This window comes from Janthinobacterium glycogeni (assembly GCF_051380725.1).
Taxonomy (GTDB): Bacteria; Pseudomonadota; Gammaproteobacteria; order Burkholderiales; family Burkholderiaceae_D; genus Janthinobacterium.
In genome coordinates this window covers 44062-60647 of the sequence record NZ_JBNYXP010000018.1, presented here as the reverse complement: position 1 = coordinate 60647, position 16586 = coordinate 44062, and the positions used below count along the sequence as shown (strand labels likewise).

Here is a 16586-nt window from a genome sequence, read left to right as displayed (position 1 = left end):
ACGGCCATGCATAATGGCGGTTTTCGGCAGTGGAGTTGACATGCGGCAAACATTTTGGATGAGCACGATGGCGGCGCTGCTGGCGCTGGGAAGTGCGGTGCCGGCGCAGGCGGCGCGTTTCTACGAAGGCGTGCCCATGGCCACCGCCAGCGTCGTCGAGCGCCGCGACGGCGGCGTGGTGCTGGCTTTCCTGCGGGAAAATGGCGAAGTCAACGGCTATTACTGCCAGTGCAATGGCATCAGCGAGAAACGCATGAACCTGGACAAGTATGGCCAGGCCAGCATCGCGGCCGTGTTCCAGCTTGACCTCGACAGCGAGGGAGAAACCACGTTCGTGCTCAGCCGCAACGGTGGTCAGTATGGTTTGCACGCCTACCGCTACGAATCCAGCGGCGGCAGGATGTTCAAGGTCGCCACCCTGCAGCCGGCACTGGACGCCATCGTGCGCGGTGCGAACACCATGGACGAGGCGCGGGTGCGCGCCGCGCTGGCCCGTTTGCAGCTGATCGATTACAGCATCGCCTACGCGCCCACGGGCGTGGCCGAGTTCGACGCCATCGAGCATGCGCACGGCACCCTGGCAGGCTATTTCAATATCGATGGCGAGTTATTGCCCGGCAAGCCGGCCGATGCGCCCGCGTTTGCCTATAAAAAAACCTTCCAGGAAAAGGATGGCCATTTCCTCACTGTCACGTATTTGCTGGGCAAGGGCTGGCAAGGAGGCCGTGCGCCCAGCTACCACGTCAAGTGGATCACCTGGGAAACGCAGCCGCAGCGCTTTGCCGCCAGCCAGGATGGCTTGTTTATCGAATATGACGTGAATTGCTGCGTGGGCAGCGTGTTTGCCCGTGGCCAGTATGTGCAGGGCAAGCGTACCGGCATATGGCACTACGAAGAGCCGAATACCATCCGCTCGTCTGGCGCCTTTGTCGACGACAAGGCGGAAGGACCATGGACGTATGCCAGCGGCGATGAAACGACGACGGGACAGATGCTCAAGGGCCAGCGCACGGGCCGCTGGGACGTGAGCCCGGGCGTGGCCGAATGGCGCGCAGCGGACATGCACAGCTTCACCGGTTACGACCATTTCGTGAAAGACCGCCTGGACGGGCCCAGCGAGCGCCGCGCCGGCGGCGTGGTGCAATGGCAGGGTAACTATGTGAATGGCAAGAAGCAGGGCCAGTGGGTGGAACCTGGCGGTGGCGGCAACTACGTCGATGACGTCAGACAGGGGGCGTGGAAGAAGGCGACGCCGGACGGCGGCTGGCAAGCGTTGACGATGGTCGACGGCAAGCCCGACGGCAAGTTGGAGCAATATGCGGCCGATGGCCAGCTGGAACTGGTCGAGCACTACCGCCTCGGTGTGCTCGATGGGACAATGGAAAGTTTTTATCCGGATGGCAAGCGGCGTTACCAGGGCACGTTTGCCGACGGCAAGCGCGATGGTGCGGAAACCCTGTTCTATCCGGATGGTGAACTGCCGCAATTTCACCGCAACTGGAGCCAGGGCGTGCTGCATGGCGTCAATATCGAGAATTTCCAGAACGGAAAGCCGAAGCAGATCGGCGCCTACAACATGGGCAGGAAAACGGGCCGCTTCCAGTATTTTCGCGACGATGGCCAGCTCATCGAAGAAACCATGTATTAACTTGTTGACTAGCATAAATGGCATTCCCACGCGACCGCGCACGGCAGCGGAATGCCAGTTCTGCGCAAAAAACATCATCCGCTTGTTACAAAGCGTGAAAATTCCAGACGGATGTTGCTACTGGTAATCTTTCCCTGTATCTTGCAGTCAGGAAATTAAAAGTACGGGAAACCTCGACCTCGTTGCCCTGTATTGCACTCCTGACGATATGCGCGGGCCGCCTTCCCCCCTGCCGCCGCACACGCCGTATCGACCTGTCCTGAACAATTCACGTGACCCGCCCATCTGGCGTTTGCCGCTATCTCGTCCGGCATGCGCAGGCATGGTTGCGCCCTTACCAAGGAAATTGCATGCTGTCGAATATAACAATAAAAATGCGCCTGATTGCCACCATGAGTGTGCTGGGCGTGCTGATCGCCTTGCTGGGCGTCATGAGTATCATCAGCCTGAAATCGGCCAACAACAGTCTCAACGAGGTCTACAGCAATCAGCTGGCCTCGACGCAGGCGATCGGCGAATCGCAAATTGCCCTGGGCCGCGCCCGCTTCACGATGGACCGCGTGATGGTGCACCCGGATGCGCCGGATGCCAAGGATACCCTGGCCCGTGCGGAACAATTCCTGGAAGCGTCGAACAAGTTCTGGAAGGTGTACCTGGGTTTGCCGCAAAGCGCGGATGAAAAGCGCCTGTCCGACGACATGGACAAGAAGCGCAGCGAATATATCAACAATGGCGTGCTGGTCATGAGCAAGGCTTTGCGTGAAGGCGACATCGCGCAAGCGGACGGCTTGATGATGAAAGGGCTGACGCCGCTGTACCGCACCCTGGACCAGGCCGCTGAAACCTTGACGCAATTCCAGGCCACTTCGGCTGCCGCGATGTATGCGGAAAGCCAGTCCAGCTACCACACGCAAGTGACCATGGCCATCGGCGGCATGATCGTCGGCGCCTTGCTGACGATTATTTCCAGCTTCTTGCTGCTGCGCGCCATCTTTGGCCCGCTGGACCAGGCCCTGCGCCATTTCGGCGCCATTTCCGACGGCAACCTGGCCAACGACATCGTTATCACGCGCAACGATGAGATGGGCGCCTTGCTGACGGGCTTGCAGAAAATGCAGGAACGCCTGTCGACCACCGTGCGCGGCGTGCGCGACGGCAGCGGCGCCATCGCCACGGCCAGCAATGAAATCGCCTCGGGCAACCTGGATCTGTCGAGCCGCACGGAACAGCAAGCGTCGAGCCTGGAAGAAACGGCTTCGTCGCTGGAAGAGCTGACTTCGACCGTCAAGCAGAATTCCGACAATGCGCGCCAGGCCAACCAGCTGGCCGTCTCCGCATCGGACGTGGCGGTGAAAGGTGGCGCACTGGTGGCGCAAGTGGTCGATACCATGGGCACCATCAGCGAATCGTCGAAAAAGATCGCCGACATCATCGGCGTGATCGACGGCATCGCCTTCCAGACCAACATCCTGGCCCTGAACGCGGCCGTGGAAGCGGCCCGCGCCGGCGAGCAAGGCCGTGGCTTTGCCGTCGTCGCCACGGAAGTGCGCAACCTGGCGCACCGCTCGGCTTCCGCCGCCAAGGACATCAAGATGCTGATCGAAGCGTCGGTGCAGAACGTGGGCGCCGGCAGCGCGCTGGTCAGCCAGACGGGCACGACGATGGACGAGATCGTGTCCAGCATCCGCCGCGTGACGGACATCATGGGCGAAATCAGCGCCGCTGGCCGCGAACAGGAACTGGGCATCGGCCAGATCAATCAAGCCGTGGCGGAAATGGATACCGTGACGCAACAGAATGCGGCGCTGGTGGAAGAAGCGGCGGCCGCTTCGGAATCGATGCAGGAGCAGGCGGCGGCGCTGGCCGAGATGGTCAGCATTTTTAAACTTGACGCCAACCACAGCGGCCCGGCAGCGGCCAAGCCCGCCTTGCGCAAGCCTGTGGTGGCCGCCGCCAGCACGGCCTTGAAGCGCCCGGCGTTGCGCCTGACGCCAAGCCGCACTGCCTCGGCAGCCGCTCCGGCGCAGCCACGTGCTGCCAAGCCCGCTGCAGACAGCAGCGGCGAATGGGAAGAGTTCTAATCTGGCGAGCTTACAGGGCTACCTTGCTGCCCTGTTCCTGCAATAGCGCCGCCTCGGCCAGGGCCTGGGCGCGCGCTTCCTCTGCCGCCTGTTCGGCTTTCTCCAGTGCATCGTGGCGTGCCTGCAAGGCCGCTCGCGCACGCACGAAGACGATCTTGATGGCCGCCATCACGGGCACGGACAGGAAGATGCCGACCACGCCACCCAATTGGTCTCCGGCCAGCAAGCCGACGATCACCATCAGCGGGCTCACTTCCACGCCTTCGCTCATCAGATACGGGTTGACCACGTAATCCTGGAACAAACGGTAGGCGGCGATAAAGCCGATCAGCCAGAACACGTGCTCGAAGCCGCTGAAACCGGCCACGACCACGGCGATGACGGCCGCCGCCAGCGGACCGGCAAACGGGATGAATTCCAGCAAGGCGGCCGCGCCGGCCAGCAGCAGGCTGTACGGGACGCCCATCAGGGAAAAGGCGATGCTGTAGGACACAAACGTGGCGATCGACAACAGCAGCAGGGCGCGCACATAGCGCGACAGCAGGATGTCGAGGTCATCGATGATGGCGCCCCAGAGTTTCTTGTTGGGCCGGTTCAGCAGGGACAGCAAGCCGTCGCGCATGTCCGGGCCTTCCTTGATCAGCAAAAAGCTCAGCACGGGCACCAGCACCAGATAGATCAGGTTGCTGGCCGCATGCATGACGGTCAAGCCCAGTTCCTTCGCCAGCGGCATGGCCTGTCCCGAACCGCTGCTCAGCTGCATCTGCATGAAGGACAGCAGGCGCGCGCGCAACGGCTCCATGAATTCCGGCAACGGGATGCGTTCGGCAAAATTATTCCCCTTGAGTAGCGTCGGCAATTGATCGCTGAGCTTGATCGCCTCTTCCTCGATGCGCGCCCCGAAGATGGACCCCAGCACCGCCACCAGCAAGATCACCACGAGGAAGACGATGCCGATGGCGGCCGTGCGCGGCAGGCGTTTCGGGCCATGGCGTTCCAGCAGTCCGATCAGCGGATACACGAGGTAGCTGAAGAAAATGGCAAAGACCACCACGATCAGGGTCGACGAGACCTTGTAAGTGAGAAAGAGCAGGAAGGCGATGAGGAACGCCGTCCACACCATCTTGGCAACACGCAAGTTAAAACCGAACATATGAATTCCTTAGGGCAGGATGCGACGCAAGCGTGGCTGGCTTGAAGGCAGGGTGGGCGAGGCAGGGATGAGGCCGCGCCGCACGGCCGGAAATCATACCGCAAAATGCCAAAATGCCATGCTCTTGTGCGTAATGGCAATGCTTTCCCTGTTCGCCTTCCTTATTTTGTCCGCCAGGCGGCCACGGTGATGAACACGCTGTCTTTCTTGCCCGGTTCGCGCAAGGTCACCGTGTAGCGGCCGCTCGTATCGCTGCCTGTGAACACGACCTTGTCGTCATGCCCCTGTACTTGCGCGCCCTTGGCCAGCTTGGCGTAGGTGTTGAGCACCCAGTGGAAATCGGCATAGCTGCGCAGGGTGATGCTGGCATCGGGCATGGGCTCGTCGCCGGCCTCGGCCGCTTCCGTGGGCGTGTGCATGGGCAATCCGGCCAGGCCCGCCGGTGCGATGAGCTTGCCGCCGCTGGAACTGCCGGTCAATTCCGCGTTCGGCAGCAACAGGTGCCGCAAGCTGGGGGGAAAGCCGGGCGGCGCGTCGCGCGGCTCCCAGCCGGGCAAGCCGGGACGCGTGGTGATGTATTCCACCGCAGCAATGCTTTGCCGCCGCTCCGGCGCAGCCTGTGCCAGCATGGGCGGCAGCTGCCGCGCCCACACGAGCAGCGGTGCAGCCATCTCGTCCTCCGCGTCCGGCGGTACAAACACCGTCAGCACGGCGTGCGTGGACGGCAGGCAGGCGGGCACGGCGTCGCCGATGGCGGCCTGGCAATGACCGCTGACGAGTCCCAGGGCCAACAGCTTGCGTTGCGGGTCGAACAGCATGGCGGCGCGCTGCGCACCGTACGTGTCAGGGTTGATGGAGGCCAGCACGGAACGCCCGTCGGGCAGCATGGTGCGCTGGATGTCTGGCAGCGAACGCATGCTGTCGAGTACCTGCAGCGCGATCAAGGTATCGCCCTGCGTATAGTCGCCCCGCGCATAACCGAGCAGCCGGAAGACGTCGGCGCGGATTTGCGGATGCTCGTTCAGGCTGAGCGGCGGCGACGGCACGGAGACGGGCACGGTGGCAGCCACGAAGGCGGCGTCCTCGGCTGCTTGTGTTTGCGCCAGCGCAAGCGGTGACGTGCCCAGGGCCGCGCACAGCGACAGCAGGGGCAGGATGAGGCGTATTGTCAATGGTAATCCTTGTCGAGACGCCAGGCCGGTCCGGTTGCCGGCATGCGCGCGCCGCGATCTTAGCATTTCAGGAATGAAACTCTTTCTGCTAAGCTTGGCTATTGAATCACTGTCCCCCCGTTGTCATGGCCCAAATCACCATTTCCTGCAGTATTCCCGTCGACGATGAAGTAGTGACCGAGTTCTTGCACCAGTACCTGGGCCGCTCGCGCCTCGGCACGGCCAGGATGTTGCGCATGGGGGAGAAGGGCTGCTTCTATACCTGTTCTTTATACCAGGAAGACCATGCCAGGGTCAGCCAGCTGCTTCGCCGCATGCTGGCCTTCTTTGAGAGCAAGAACCTTCCCTTGACCATCCTCAAGATCGGCGCGCAGGACAGCTGGTACGAGGTGGATCCCGAGCAGCGCGATCCGTGGAAGATTACGCCGCAAGCCTTGCTGGCGCTGCTCGACGCGACGCCGGACGCCGGTATTCAGGCGGCGTTGAACACATAGCGGTTCTTGCCGTTTTTCTTGGCCTGGTACAAGGATTCATCGGCGCGCCGGTAGCTGTGCGACAAGTCCGCTTCCTTGATCAGTTCCGCCATGCCGATGCTGACGGACACCTTGCGTTCCGGCACGAAAGCCGCCTCGACCGCATCGACCAGCTGCGCGGCAAAGGCGCAGGCCGCGTTCTTTTCGCCCACGTAGATGATGGCAAATTCCTCGCCGCCCAGGCGGCCGCACAGATGCTCGCCCGACAGGTGGGAAATCACGTCGGCAATCTTTTTCAGCACGTCATCGCCCACGTCATGGCCATGCACGTCGTTGATCTGCTTGAAGTCGTCGATGTCGATCATCAGGAAATACGCGGGCGTGCGCGCCGTGCGCTGCAGGACGCGGGCGCTTTGCGTGAACATGCGCCGGTTATTGAGTCCGGTCAAACCATCCTTGTAGGCCATGGTCGCCAGCTCGCGCTGGGCGCGGTAGTTATGGATGCGCAAGACGAGAAAATAGATGTTCAGCGCCAGGCCGATGATCACGCTGATGGTGACGGCCAGCACGGGCCAATGCTGGTCGGCCTGACCCGCATGCACGGGAAACTGCCCCAGCCCCAGGATGGCCCACACGCACAGCGATACGCCCAGGTAATACGCGATACCGCTGAAGATGGGCGCCGTCGTCAGGGTGATCATCACGCCCAGCGGCAATACCCAGAAAGCGGGGTCTTCCGTGCCCAGCATCAGCACGCGAAAGCCGAAAGCGATGAACAGCACGCTGATGGTGCCGCTGGTGATGATGGCCTGCAAGGACTTCGCATACACGGTCAGCAGCAGCCCGGCCAGCATGCCCGTCACGCCCAGTGCCGCCTGCGCATGATCGAGCGAGGCGCGCGACAAGGTCAGGCTGAACGTGACCAGCCAGCAAGCCAGGCCAAACGTCAGGATGGCTATCGAAATGAAATGCAGTTCCTTGAAAAAGCGCTGCTGCTGCTCCCGTTCTCCTGAAAAGAACAGGTAATAGAAGGCAGGCGACAGGCTGCGCGAAGTGAACATTGCATTTGTCCAGAGACAACACGCCTTGCGGCAGGGGCGCCTCCCGGCAACGGCAGGCGGCATGACGCGCGTACAAAATTAGTTGCGCTCAGGAACTAGTGTACTGGTTTCTGGGGAGCAGTGGGGAGATGGGCCAGGAAATCGGCGGCCAGTGTTCTGCCGCCGCCACAGTATGAAGGAAGGGCGCTTGTTGCTCGATTAACATAGCTATACCGAGGCCGTGCCGCAAACCGCCTGCCGCAGCAAGACCAATCAGGATATCGCCGCCAGCATCGTCGGCGTCTTGGCGCGATGTTGGATGGCAAGTTGGAGCCAGTGTTGCAAACCTTTGGCGAAGTGTTGTGGCCGAAGGCGGCTTGACAGCACCAACATAAAATAAGGATTTCATTATTTCATTTTTCTCCGAAAGTTAAAATAACGCCTCCATTCATGTTAACTTCAGCGAACCTATGTAACGTGGACTCAAGGGGACTTACACATCGACCATTGCCGGCGGTGTGGCGTGCCAGGCCTTTGTACCCTTGCCAGTGCCACCCGTGCCGGCACTGGACTTGAACGGCAAGCTGCAACGCCGCCTGGACGAAGCCTTGATGGCGCTGGGACGACTCGATGCCATCAGCACGCTCTTGCCCGACGCACGGCTGTTTCTGTACAGCTACGTGCGCAAGGAAGCCGTCATATCTTCGCAAATTGAAGGCACGCAATCATCGCTCAGCGACCTGATGCTGTATGAGATAGAAGGGCAGCCTGGCGTGCCCCTCGATGACGTGCAAGAGGTTTCCTGCTACGTCAAGGCAATGTCGCTGGGCGTGGAACGGATACGGCAAGGGAAATCATGCCATCAGATGCTTTCCCAATTCTTGAACCTGCCACAATCAGCTGGATAACTCATCAAGTTCACGGGTGATCAAACGTCGGCTTCCTGCCGAGTAACCTATTCCCATATATCCTGTTGCATAGGGGGAGAGACGCCGGCATCGGCGCCTCTCAACAGAGCATAAACGATATCTCCAATTTTTTTCGCGAGAAGGGGAGGAACAGCATTTCCCACCTGATGGAACTGTTCGGTCCTGTTCCCCTGAAAAAAATAGTTGTCCGGGAAGGTTTGCAGTCTTGCTGCTTCCCGCACCGTCAGACTGCGGCACTGCGTTGGATCGTAATGGATGAAATAGTGACCATCCTTGGAAATGTGACTGGTAACCGTCGTGGCTGGCCGCCCGCGCAACTGGACACGGAAGCGATCAGAAAACTTGCCCGTTTCCCAGTTATCATGATTAGGTCTCAATCCCTGCAGTGAGAATTCGCCATGTCCTTTCGGCGACCAGCCAAATGCGTCGGCAAACGCCGCCGCGTACGCATAGCGCCGCAGATCCGTGCGCATATGTCCCCGGGCGTCATGATTCAACCAGACCGAAAGCATCGGATCGTAATACCAGCCATCAAGCAATTCCGGGCTCTCTACATCCTGCGTCAGGATGCCAAGCTGCTTGTTACCTGTGCCGAGTCCTCGTTTGATCGAAACAGATGCTTCCCTGAGAACCTCCTGCAATCCAGCATCGCCATGGGCGTCTCTCACCTCACGTGCCATCTCGCAGAAATGGTTCGCCACCACGTCGCCCCAGCCTTCATCCGAGTCGGGCTCTTTGCTCAGCCGGCTGCGTAGCTTGGGAAGAGAACCAATGACTTGCTCGACTGTAACCTCATCTGCTTTCTCGATCTGCGCGGGAATACCCAAGCCGATGCCTTCGCGCACACCGATAAGAATCACGCGGTGCCGTGCCTGTGGTATTCCATGCTGTTCTGCCTTGATGACGAAATCGTGTACATCGATATTGCGTGGAGAGTCTTTGGCGGAATATTTGGTTGCACACGTAAGGGAATGGATGCGGTACCCACTTCCGGAGGCCGGCATTTCCATTGCTTTGTCGGGATCCGAAAGATCTTCAAGGATCGTCTCGAAAATCTTTTTCCCACCAACAGTTGCTGTGAGAATGCCTTTTACGTTCTCCATCACGAACACTGCGGGACGGTATTTCTGAATAATTCGCAGGTATTGCTTGTAGAGGAAATGACGATGATCTTCTTCAGGACGGTATTCGACGTTGCTTCGGTTACGAGCCCGCCCCACGATCGAGTACGCCTGACATGGAGGGCCGCCGATCAGCACCCATGGCGTGTCCGGACCAAGCTCGTGGGCGGAAATTCTTCGATCAAGCTCATCGTTATCATGAGGCTTCCCCAGCTCCAGTTGTAGCGCTTCTTCCCCAGCCTCCACCCATGCATCATGGTTGGTTTCGTCGTACGGATATTCCGATTCGCCGTTGCAAAAACGATAATAAGAGTCGATGGAATTCCCACCTTGACGTTTGAGTAGGCGATAAAAAGCCCTCAGACGAAGTGTACTGTGCGCAGAGGAACTCATTTCAGCCGATACAATTATTCTGAAAGGGTCACTTTCTACTGAAGAAAATCCTTCACCAAGACCTCCAGGCCCAGCAAAGAGGTCAACGATAGGAATATTTCCCGTAAAACTGGATTTCTGTTTGATGAGCAACTTTGCCTTAAATAAAAACTCGTGTGGGCACGTAGGATACCAGGAAAAATGGACATAGTCGATTCAGCTACCCGGTCGAGAATGATGTCAGGGATTCAGTCTAAAAATACAAAACCCGAAATGCTCGTACGCCAATACCTTCATGCGCAGGGCTTCCGTTATCGGTTGCACACGCGTGAACTACCTGGGTCGCCCGATCTCGTACTGCCAAAATACCATGTAGTGATTTTCGTACACGGGTGTTTCTGGCATCGACACGCGGGCTGTCGTTTTGCGACCCAGCCTGCATCCAATATCGAGCGATGGAAAACAAAGTTCCAGAGCAACTTGGAACGGGATGCCAAGAATGTGGCTGCGTTGCAGGCAACGGGATGGCGCGTTTTAATGGTTTGGGAGTGCGAACTTAAGCGCGAACCCTTGGACAGACTTCAGCGGCTCGCTAGCGAGATCACGCAACAAACCATCGATCAGCTTGAATTCATCAAATTGCATTCAGACTGGTCTGGTTGATGGGACCTTGAAGTAACGGTATCCGATGTGAGCGTGCAAGAAACAGTCATGGACAAAAATGGTGATCTTCCTGCCAAATAGAACAATGTCGGGAGTGCCAGGTAAATCACGGCCGTAAAGTCGGAAAACCTAAGCCCGCCGTAAAGAGTAAGCGTCTTGCCGAAAACTTCGGTTTGGAGTTTTCTCCCTTAATGTCAGACATCATCCGGCTTCGAACATGTGGTTTAACGATGTCTGCCACTAAGCTCCCCATCCCCGCCGAATTGATTTCTACACCGCCTTGAGTTCGGGTATGTCAGTAGATGGCGCCGAATAACTGGCACTCATGACCTCGTCCTTGCACTCAGGCTTCTTGGCCCATTCCGATACCATACGCCCACCGGCAGAATTATGTAGCACTTCATTGACCTCCTTGGCCCATACAGCCAGTTGAGCGAGAAACTCAGGCGATACGGCTTGCTTGGTCCAGATACGTTCTAAGTCGATGCGGCTTCCAAGTTTCTCTGATATGAGCGCTACGGTGTAAGCCGTGACGTTGGCTTGAAACGCCGGGAACATAGGCCTTAGGTGTTTTTGAGCATCGCGGTAGATCTTCGCCTTGGCGATCATCGCTTTGAAGTCCTGAACATTTGGCAGTGGAATTTCTTGGCCTTCAGCAGGCGTAAGACTTGCCATAAAGCGATCGAAATTCTTTTGTGATCCAAGGCTTACGATATCTGGCTTACGGTCCCACGCGGTCAAATACTTCGCCAAATCGGTTTTTGTAATACGACGAGTAGTAGGGATTGCATCTTTAAGTGCTTTGAGTTTTGCTGGAGTGGAGCCCTCGCGGGTGAGCAGGGTGTTATAGCTACCCGACGCTCGCTCATAGAACCACTGGCCGACGCCATCTGGGCAATAGATTGAGCGAGACAGTTTTTCAATCTCAACATGGAACGGCTTGTTCGCGGACAAGTCCGATTGTCTTACCGCATTCTGGCTGTTCGCAAATCGAGAGATGTCCGAGACGAGAGCCTCTTCCTTCGAGGCATCTGTCGTCTTCATGACAATAATCTTGGCTGGAACCCGCACATGGCTCAAGTCCGTTGAAGGATATTTCTTTTTAGTGAAGTAGAGGGACGCTGTGGTCTGGCCGCCGTTGACGATTTGCAGGCCTTTGAGCCATGCAATGCCAGAGGCTCCGTCGTTCGTTTTGCCAAGAATCATCTCGTCTGCCACAACGACGATACCGTTGTTATAGGCCATAAATCGCTCAGGTGCAGATCGCAGCGTGCTTTGTATCCCAGCGTTCACCCCTTTACCTTTGACGCTCAGGAAGGAACGCACATTCGCTTCGAGTAGCCGTGCACCGAACCGTTCATAGAGAAGACGCAAGGCTTCACCGGGCACGGCAGTCAGTGCATAGTCGTAGTCATCATTCTCACCAGGCACAAACACGCAGGGTAGAGGTGCACCCGATACCTCGTTAAAATCCACGACCAGTTCATCCCGTGGCTTCCCTTCGGACCAGTGGCGATGCAGCCTTTCGATGTCCATGACTTCGAGGCGAACGGCCTTGCCACCGACTTCGCGAGTCTTGAAGCTCTTGGATTTCGCTACCTTGTCTGTGATCACATAGACTCGGATCTGTTCCAAGTCGTTATAGATCGCTTGTAGCGTTTCTGCGAGAGAACGAACATTGGTGGATGGGTCCAGCTTGGGCGCCATTTTCCCTTCGGCACAAAGCGTCAGAAAGCGAAGGCATTGTTCAACAGCGGTTTTGGTTTCGGAGTCTGGGATCGGAGTGGCATCGTCAACGGCGGCATAGAGGCTGACGAACAAATCCAATTGATCCAAGTCTTCCGAAATAGCATAGCCACTAAGACGCAAATTTGCTGCGCCGAACTTCCCTTCAAAGTGACATTCAACCGGCTCGAATGTCATGCCGATTTCCGACATGTGATCCATCACAATGCCCGAAAAAACTAGCTCCTCATACAGTGCACCTTCTCGCATTTGCGAGCGAACACTTGCCTGCGTTTCACGCAGAAAATCAGTCAAATTCATATCTTCATTGCCCCTAATTTTTTCAATGCTTCATCGATCTCGACCGCTGTGCCTGTGGCCTTATCCAGATCGATCTCGTAGCTCGCTTTCGTAATGCCTAAAGGGATGTTTCCGAGAGTCAGTCGTGGAAAATCCTCGTCTACCTCGATAATGCGAGTGCCAGCTTGTGTGAATCGACGGGCATAGCGGTCAGCATGTTGCTCGATATACCCTGCTGCCAGTAGTCGTTCCGCAAGGAGGCGTTCAGCTTCGGCATCTCCTTTGACGATGCACTGCATCTCATCGACTATCTCTGGCAAGGTCTTGCCGATGTTGGTTTGTTTAAGACGAACACTAACCACAAACAACGGTTGTCGAACGGAGTCTTCAAGCTGTTCCAAAGAGCCTATCTTTGCCGAGAACCCAATGGCCGACAGTGTAGACTTTACTTCCAATGCGCCGGTGCCCAATTCGAAATCCTGGAGCGCATCCAGTGGGCCAAGCCATGATTCAACAGCGAGCGATGCCGGCACGCCTGCGTCAATAATTAAGCGAAGCACAGAAAGTTCACCCACCAACCCAATTTCTGCTTCGGGACTAAGGGCCTGAAAACCCTTCCTCATAAACTCTTGCCAAGCTCCGACGCGGCCCAGAAACACCCGCAGTAGTTTTTGCTCATTCGCTCCAGCAACCACAGCATCATCGAGTGCTCCAACCACATCAGACGCCATACTGGCAAAGAGATCTTCACTACCTGTGGACTTCCTGGTCAACGCAAGCCATAGCTTACTATCGCCTTGTGGATTCACACGCTCAACCGCGAAGCCTTGGCCTTCCGGCAGCTTGTCGGATGTGGATAGGTGTATAGACGGGAACCCGACCAATACAGCTTCCGCGTTATCTGGCGACCGACGACCTGCCTGTAACTCGAGCGGCAGTGCCGGAGCGATAGGAATAGCTTGCCAGCCGGCCTCTTCACCGAGGCCAGACAGTGATGACCACGCCATCAAAAACTCATCACTCTGCCGGGCCATATTCCTGCATCCAATATAAAAGATTGACTTCGTAAGACACGGTAATTGTGTTGTCACTCGATGGGAATGCAATGGAAAATGCCATGATGGGCTTTTCCCAATCCTGAATGACAAGACTTTTATCTTTGTTCTCGTCAATGAGATAAGGTGCCAATGGATATAACAAGAGCAGACCTCTATCAGCGTCTCCACCGATTAGTTTGCGTGCTTCCCGAATGCCTTTTCCGCTTGGCTCAGTTGGGGGATCAATCCGTGGCGGAGAACGTGCTGGATCTGGCTTCCAGGCCGCCAAGGTCAGATCCAATGCTCTACGCCACTGGTTGTCTTCAAGGTCCATCCCTTCGTCCTTCGGGTCAGTCAGAACTTTGATGGAAAACTTGTTGTCAGACGCATCGAATTTACGCATCGGGAAGGTTTTAACTTCAATCTCCCCAAATTTATGAGGAGTTCCCTCAATGCTGCCGCTCCCAATCAGGCCAACGCTCCATTTTTTTAACTGACCGATATCTAGCATCTTGCTAATGAAGTCAGCAAGCACACTAGCCTTGGCACTCGTCGCATTTGGATGGGTCGTGTAATCTTCAAGAAACTTAAGGATCTTGCTCGCATCGACATCTTTCCACAGGCCGCCGTTCGACCAACTATGTGCCACTCCATTACGTTCGTATGTAAAGTTGTGATTAGCGTAGGCGCCCAAGCTACTGATAAGTGATTCGGCGGCCGATAGATTCGCTTCGTGGATCTTTTTGTCTCGATGAAAAAGAATGGTCTGAGGCCGCGTGCCACTGTAGCTCAGAGAAAGCGTTTGAGAGTTCCGCATCTTCATCGGAGATGTCACTGTCAAGACTTCATGCGACTTGACCCTCAGACCATACTGTTCCGGCGTTAGCCCGGTCTGTGCCATGAAATCAAATTCTTCACGTAACTCTTCGGAAGCATCAGCGATGTGTTCAAACCAGTTAATGAGATCCGGCGATGTGTAGAGGCGACACAAGTCCAGATAGCCAGGACGGTACCCAAACCAGCGGCCCATCTGCATGAGCGTGTCATACATTTTTGTGGTTCGCACAAAGTAACTACCGCATAAACCTTCTAGGGTCAGTCCCCGTGCAAGCTTGTCACCGCCCACAGCGATGACTTTCAACGCTGCTCCTGGGGTAGCATAGTCAAGGGCGTCTTTGGCTGTGCCGTTGATGGAACGAACCTGAATATCGGCCAAAACGTTGGGGAGTGCTGCTACCACTTCATCCCACAGTGGCAAGACAGGCGGCTGCTCCTCTTTGGTCGATAGAGCTGCAACTTCATCGCGGGTCGGAATGAAGTCGTTTTCCCAAAGATCATGCAATTGAACTAGAAGGGCATCACTGTCCGTGCCTCTAACGATCCGCTGTCTCATGCGACGAACAACTTCTTCAACCTGAACTTTCACATGGTTCTGCACATCTACATATCGAGTGACGTGAACCAGCATGGAGCTGTGTTGTTTTCCCTGCCCGCGAAGTTCACGCACAGCACAGGCCAGAACAAACGCTTGGATCGCTTCATGTAATGATGGCGGGACCGTCTCCTGTCCTTCGTAAAGCGGCTCATGAGTCTTCTTATGCTTAGGCGGCATCCATCCTGACCTCGTCTCCTCGTCGTAGGTATCCTCGATATCTCGCGACAGCGGCAGCACGTCTTGACGCCCATCTTTGGTGACTTTCCCAAACATGCGAGCGGGACCAACATAGTTTGAAGGGGCCGACAGGTTGATGATGAATGCCTTCGGGAAAAGGTCCGGTCCCTCTTTAGTGGTCGCACCTTTCTGATGGATAAAAATGTTGGCGAACGGCGTAGCGGTGTAGCCCACGTAGGCTTTGCGAGTGAACGCGTGTAACACCTGACGAATGAGGCTGTTGATTGCTTTCGGACGATGCTCTTCATCAGGCTCGTCGTTCTCGTCGAATGCCTGTTCTCCGGTATCCACGGATGCGTTGTCAGCTTCGTCATCGATAACTAGCAGTGGAAGCTTGGTCACAAGCTTTCGACCATCCTCCGAGTCGGTAGCATCCGCGACACGAGTTTGAATCCAATTAAGCAGTGCTGTCAGCACCGTCTTCTGTTTTTTGACCACAAACAGCCAGGGACGCTCTTCTGGAGATATGCCGTGGAAGTGTTTGGCAATTGCTTTGCTAAAGTCACCGTTATCCGCACGTGTAGTTGCTGAATTTGTTTTCAGGTCCTCACCAAATTCAGCAACGCCAATGGGCAATCCCGGATCTCTGTCCAAGGTGGTCTCGTACCCTAAGAAGCTTTCTTCAAGCCGCACTTGGGTTTGTGAGCGAAGATTGTTGTGTAGCCCTGCAAGCACAATGATAATTTTGTAGCCTGCATCAGCGGCCTTGCAGATCAAACCGGAGTAGTTACTGGTTTTACCAGACTGAACATGCCCAACAACCAAGCCACGACGGTCCCATGGATCAGTCCTTTGCGGATCTTCAAGCAATTCAAGAATGCTGTCTGTGGCTTCGTCCAGCCCGTCCACAACGGTGTCGGACAATTTTGATTCCTGAAAGTCGCGATAACGACGCCAGTATTGCCAGTCCTTCTTGCGTGCAGCGTTCAACCAATCTTTGTGGTTGGTAATGTCCTTCATGGTGGTGGACTTACCCATCCAATGACTGAAACGCTGGATCAGAGTCGAGATGATTTCCTGCTGGTCAATGACAATTGGCTCATCGTCTGTGAACATGTCCACGGCCTTCTGCACTTTGGCCGCAATGTATACCGGTGTGATTTTTGATTTATCTTTCTCGGCCCGAATCAGTCGCTGTGCAGTAGCGATGACGTTTTCGATTAACTCGTTCTGTGCTGCGATCTCTTCAGCTACAATCAT

At 56.3% G+C, this 16586-nt stretch carries 13 protein-coding genes; 5 read left to right on the top strand and 8 right to left on the bottom strand.

All coding sequences use genetic code 11. The features are described 5' to 3' along the window. The first annotated feature begins 40 nt into the window (after window positions 1–40). Both ACQ4W4_RS26185 and ACQ4W4_RS26180 read left to right on the top strand, forming a co-directional pair. A complete protein-coding gene (locus tag ACQ4W4_RS26185; protein WP_436544442.1) occupies window positions 41–1648 on the top strand; it encodes a toxin-antitoxin system YwqK family antitoxin in 1608 nt (535 codons plus the stop codon). Between the two features lie 350 nt (window positions 1649–1998). Next, on the top strand, window positions 1999–3729 hold the full coding sequence (locus ACQ4W4_RS26180; RefSeq protein WP_436544441.1) for a methyl-accepting chemotaxis protein: 1731 nt from the start codon (window positions 1999–2001) through the stop codon (window positions 3727–3729). Between the two features lie 10 nt (window positions 3730–3739). Here ACQ4W4_RS26180 and ACQ4W4_RS26175 read toward each other — a convergent pair whose 3' ends face one another. Further along, window positions 3740–4882 carry an AI-2E family transporter gene (locus ACQ4W4_RS26175; protein ID WP_436544440.1) on the bottom strand — a complete coding sequence of 381 codons (1143 nt, stop codon included), beginning with the start codon at window positions 4880–4882 and terminating at the stop codon, window positions 3740–3742. A 161-nt stretch (window positions 4883–5043) separates the two neighbouring features. Next, complete coding sequence (locus ACQ4W4_RS26170; RefSeq protein ID WP_436544439.1) at window positions 5044–6054, bottom strand: hypothetical protein; 1011 nt, start codon at window positions 6052–6054, stop codon at window positions 5044–5046. Between the two features lie 125 nt (window positions 6055–6179). On the opposite strand from ACQ4W4_RS26170, the gene ACQ4W4_RS26165 reads away from it, so the two are divergent. Then, on the top strand, window positions 6180–6548 hold the full coding sequence (locus ACQ4W4_RS26165) for a hypothetical protein (RefSeq protein WP_436544438.1): 369 nt from the start codon (window positions 6180–6182) through the stop codon (window positions 6546–6548). Here ACQ4W4_RS26165 and ACQ4W4_RS26160 read toward each other — a convergent pair. After that, the gene (locus tag ACQ4W4_RS26160; RefSeq protein WP_436544437.1) at window positions 6527–7588 is read right to left on the bottom strand and encodes a GGDEF domain-containing protein; all 1062 of its coding nucleotides are present in this window, start codon (window positions 7586–7588) and stop codon (window positions 6527–6529) included. The genes ACQ4W4_RS26165 and ACQ4W4_RS26160 overlap by 22 nt on opposite strands. Window positions 7589–8139: 551 nt before the next feature. Here ACQ4W4_RS26160 and ACQ4W4_RS26155 point away from each other — a divergent pair. Continuing rightward, window positions 8140–8475, top strand: a complete 336-nt coding sequence (locus ACQ4W4_RS26155) for a Fic/DOC family N-terminal domain-containing protein (protein ID WP_436544436.1) — start codon at window positions 8140–8142, stop codon at window positions 8473–8475. 47 nt (window positions 8476–8522) lie between these two features. Here the strand turns inward: ACQ4W4_RS26155 and ACQ4W4_RS26150 are convergent, their stop codons facing one another. Further along, a complete protein-coding gene (locus ACQ4W4_RS26150) occupies window positions 8523–10142 on the bottom strand; it encodes a DNA cytosine methyltransferase (protein ID WP_436544435.1) in 1620 nt (539 codons plus the stop codon). Window positions 10143–10190: 48 nt separating this feature from the next. On the opposite strand from ACQ4W4_RS26150, the gene ACQ4W4_RS26145 reads away from it, so the two are divergent. Beyond that, the gene (locus ACQ4W4_RS26145; protein ID WP_436544434.1) at window positions 10191–10652 is read left to right on the top strand and encodes a very short patch repair endonuclease; all 462 of its coding nucleotides are present in this window, start codon (window positions 10191–10193) and stop codon (window positions 10650–10652) included. Here ACQ4W4_RS26145 and ACQ4W4_RS26140 read toward each other — a convergent pair. From ACQ4W4_RS26140 to ACQ4W4_RS26125, 4 genes are all read right to left on the bottom strand, one after another. After that, a complete protein-coding gene (locus ACQ4W4_RS26140) occupies window positions 10635–10739 on the bottom strand; it encodes a PDDEXK family nuclease (RefSeq protein ID WP_282409601.1) in 105 nt (34 codons plus the stop codon). The two genes, ACQ4W4_RS26145 and ACQ4W4_RS26140, sit on opposite strands and share 18 nt — an antisense overlap. Before the next feature lie 183 nt (window positions 10740–10922). Next, on the bottom strand, window positions 10923–12698 hold the full coding sequence (locus ACQ4W4_RS26135) for an AIPR family protein (RefSeq protein WP_436544433.1): 1776 nt from the start codon (window positions 12696–12698) through the stop codon (window positions 10923–10925). Beyond that, window positions 12695–13711, bottom strand: a complete 1017-nt coding sequence (locus ACQ4W4_RS26130; protein ID WP_436544432.1) for a PD-(D/E)XK motif protein — start codon at window positions 13709–13711, stop codon at window positions 12695–12697. The genes ACQ4W4_RS26135 and ACQ4W4_RS26130 overlap by 4 nt, the downstream gene beginning before the upstream one ends. Next, the gene (locus ACQ4W4_RS26125) at window positions 13695–16586 is read right to left on the bottom strand and encodes a Z1 domain-containing protein (protein WP_436544431.1); all 2892 of its coding nucleotides are present in this window, start codon (window positions 16584–16586) and stop codon (window positions 13695–13697) included. Before ACQ4W4_RS26125 ends, ACQ4W4_RS26130 begins: the two co-directional genes overlap by 17 nt.